This is a genomic window from Ulvibacter litoralis, assembly GCF_900102055.1.
GTDB classification, from domain to species: Bacteria; Bacteroidota; Bacteroidia; order Flavobacteriales; family Flavobacteriaceae; genus Ulvibacter; species Ulvibacter litoralis.
The window spans coordinates 1-3,121 of the sequence record NZ_FNBA01000031.1; the positions used below are offsets into that span (position 1 = coordinate 1).

The window sequence follows — 3,121 nt, forward strand, 5'->3', positions numbered from 1 at the left end:
AATTCCTATAAATACGGTTAAAATCCCAAGTCCGATTAAAATTAGAAGCAATTTATTTCTCATTCACGATTTTTTTTTCAGCTTGCGCACAACGGTTAGTATATGAAAAGTAGGCGATTTCGAAGCACAAAACTTTCGGTTAAGTACAAACTTTGATACGAGCCAAAAGCCTTGATTATATTGCTGTTTCGCCTATTTTTTATATACATTGTTAGCCACTGGCTTTATTCTTTTTGTTTATTAATAATAGTTTATCATTTTCACTTTTTGTCAATTTTAGTGCCAAATTCAGATGCTCGATTTGATTTTGTTTATCTATTCCACTGTATAATTCTGCCAAAAGTGAATGATAAAGATGGTTTCGTTTCAAGTCAATTTTTAATGCTTGTTTTAGTGCAATTTCTTTATTTTCTGCCATTGCTAAAGCGTAAGTCCTGTTTAAAGCAGTAATAGGCGAATATTCTATTTGTAAAAGCCGATTGTACAATTGCAGAATGTTATTCCATTTTTCTTTTTCTACCACTTTTATTCTTGTATGCCAAAAAGCAATTCCTGCCTCCAAATGATATTTTGATATTTGGTTGCCCTTTGCCGAAATATTAAGATAGGTTTCGCCTTTTTCAATCAGTTCATAATTCCATTTGGTCTTGTCCTGTTCTTTATAAACAATCTGTTGCCCGATTTGGTCAAATCTGGCATCAAATCTTGAAGTATGAAAACAAAATAATGCCATTAACGCATTTACTTTTGGAACATTTGTTTTATCATTTTCTGTCAAAATATAAAGTAAACGCATTGCTTCAAGGCATAATTCCTTGTTAATAGTATTCTTGGATGTGGAAGAATAATAACCCTCGTTAAAAAGTAGGTACAAAATTGAAAGAACATTGTCCAAACGTTTTTCCAAATCTGAACTAGACGGAAACGATAAATCTACATTATTTTCTCGTAAAGTATTTTTTGCTCGATATAGCCTTTTGTTGATTGTTTCCTTTTTACTTAAAAGTGCGTTTGCAATTTCATCGATGCCAAAGCCACAGAGGATTTTTAAAGCAAGAGCAATTTGAGATTCATTGCTATTAATTGGGTTGCATACAGCAAACAACATTTGCAATTGACTATCATTAATGTTTTCTTCAGATAGGTCGAGTTCCAACTCTTGGGAAATGGATTGGGCATTTTTAAGCTCTTTTGCGACTTTTTCGGTAAATATTTTTGTTCTTTTGAAATAGTCCTTTGTTTTGTTTTTGGCGACTGTGTAAAGCCAAGCGGTAGGATTTTCGGGAATTCCCTTTAAACCCCAAGTTTCGGAAGCTAACAGAAAAGTGTCATTTGCAATGTCTTCTGCAATTTCTATATGCACTATACCAAACAATTTACAGAGTACAGAAATAATTTTCCTGTACTCTGTTTTGAATAATTGAGGAATAAGTTCCTTTTCTTGCATAAATTATTACACTCCAAACTGATTCAAATGATGGTCTAAATGTTTGTAAAACATATTATTCCATTCGTTTACGCTTAATTTCCCAAACGAATGTGATTCTTTGTTGTCGAAATTACTAGCACCTAACTTCTGGGTTTTATTGATGTAACCAATCAAACGGATTTTCTCTGTTTCAAAGTTTCTGGAATTCTTAATTTTGAACGCAGGTGCAGTTTGTGCATTGTGTTTGTATGGTGTTTCGCTTGTCACGATTTTTTTTACAAACGATTTCATCATTACTTTCATAAAAAAATTAGGTTTAGGATGTTTGTTTTCATAAACCATTTCGTAGGTAACGTTGCAATGTGCCAACATTTCCGAAACATTCATCTTTCCCCAATTTGGTTGGGTGTCTACTTTCAGATTGTCAATTCTTTGAATTACCTTTTCTGTAATGTCTTTGTTGAAAATATTTGGTAAGGCCATTTTACAAATCAATTAATTACCATTACATCTCTAACTTCTACTTTTCCACCCATAAAAAGTGTTGGGCAACCTTCAGAAAGTTTCACAGCATCGGCTAGGTTTTCCGCTTTTACAATAATGTAGCCACCAACCATTTCTTTTACTTCGGCATAAGGTCCATCGCTCACAACTCCGTTTGAGTTTACAGTTTGTCCTTCGTATCCCAAAGCATTGGTGCTAACGAATTTTCCTTGTGCTGCAATTCCACCAATCCAATCCTGCCATTGTTTAATCATCGCTTGCATCTGCTCTGGCGAAGGTTTTGGCTGGTCAGTTTTTTCGTTTCTGAAAATCATCATAAATTCTTTCATAATTTCTAATATTTTAAGTTTATATCTTTATGACGATTGAGTTTTTCAAAATAGGACATCGTTTGTTCTTTTTTTTTGGTTTTGGTTTTTCAGCTTGTGGCTAACGGGTTTGTATAACGATTGTTGCGTTTGGCGCAGCGCGCTGAGGGCAGCAGCGACAAGTTCTTCATTTTCTTCTTAGCACCAAATTATTCAGAGCTGCGTGAGACTCAGAAGAGCAAGTTTTACGTTATTTTTCAGTAACCAATATAGCTAAATATTTGTAGAAATTATCAAGTAATTCCCGCAAGAGCCATGATCGTTATACTTTGTTGTACGTTGGCTCTTACTAATCTTTTAATTCGATTTCAGTTATCGTCGGTTTTTCGTATGCTAAAACTGTAAAGCAACTATTTGATGTTGCAATAAAAAACTCATTCAACTCGTCAATTGCTCGACTTACATCTAAAATTCCGATTTGTGTTACTTCTCCAGATTTCCAGCCTCCATTTATTATTCTGAATAGGTGAAATCCGTTGTTAAAATCAGGATAATCCCAGTATCCTAATAAATCTCCTTCGTCTAAAAAACGGAATCCGTTGAATCCGGAGAATTCATATTCAATGCCAATCTGTTTTTCTTGATTTTTCCATGTCGATATAGTTATTTTTAATCCACTGACTGTCCATTTAAAATCAATTATATCACTCTCTAATTTATTTGTGTAATATTCTTTTCCTATTTTATCAATCGTCATTTCGATTTTCGATTTTTTAGCTTACGTACAACGGGTTTGTATAACGATTGTTGCGTTTGGCGCAGCGCGCTGAGGGCAGCAGCGACAAGTTCTTCATTTTCTTCTTAGCACCAAATTATTCAG

At 33.9% G+C, this 3,121-nt stretch carries 4 protein-coding genes; all 4 read right to left on the reverse strand.

The window, feature by feature from the left end; translation table 11 throughout:
* Window positions 1-211: 211 nt before the first annotated feature.
* Complete coding sequence (locus BLQ00_RS17165) at window positions 212-1,447, reverse strand: RNA polymerase sigma factor (RefSeq protein ID WP_093145548.1); 1,236 nt, start codon at window positions 1,445-1,447, stop codon at window positions 212-214.
* 6 nt (window positions 1,448-1,453) lie between these two features.
* Window positions 1,454-1,912, reverse strand: coding sequence for a DUF1569 domain-containing protein (locus tag BLQ00_RS17170; protein WP_093145549.1), 459 nt, complete (start codon window positions 1,910-1,912; stop codon window positions 1,454-1,456).
* Between the two features lie 8 nt (window positions 1,913-1,920).
* Window positions 1,921-2,262, reverse strand: a complete 342-nt coding sequence (locus BLQ00_RS17175) for a YciI family protein (RefSeq protein WP_093145550.1) — start codon at window positions 2,260-2,262, stop codon at window positions 1,921-1,923.
* A gap of 328 nt (window positions 2,263-2,590) precedes the next feature.
* Window positions 2,591-2,998, reverse strand: coding sequence for a hypothetical protein (locus tag BLQ00_RS17180; RefSeq protein ID WP_093145551.1), 408 nt, complete (start codon window positions 2,996-2,998; stop codon window positions 2,591-2,593).
* Window positions 2,999-3,121 lie beyond the last annotated feature (123 nt).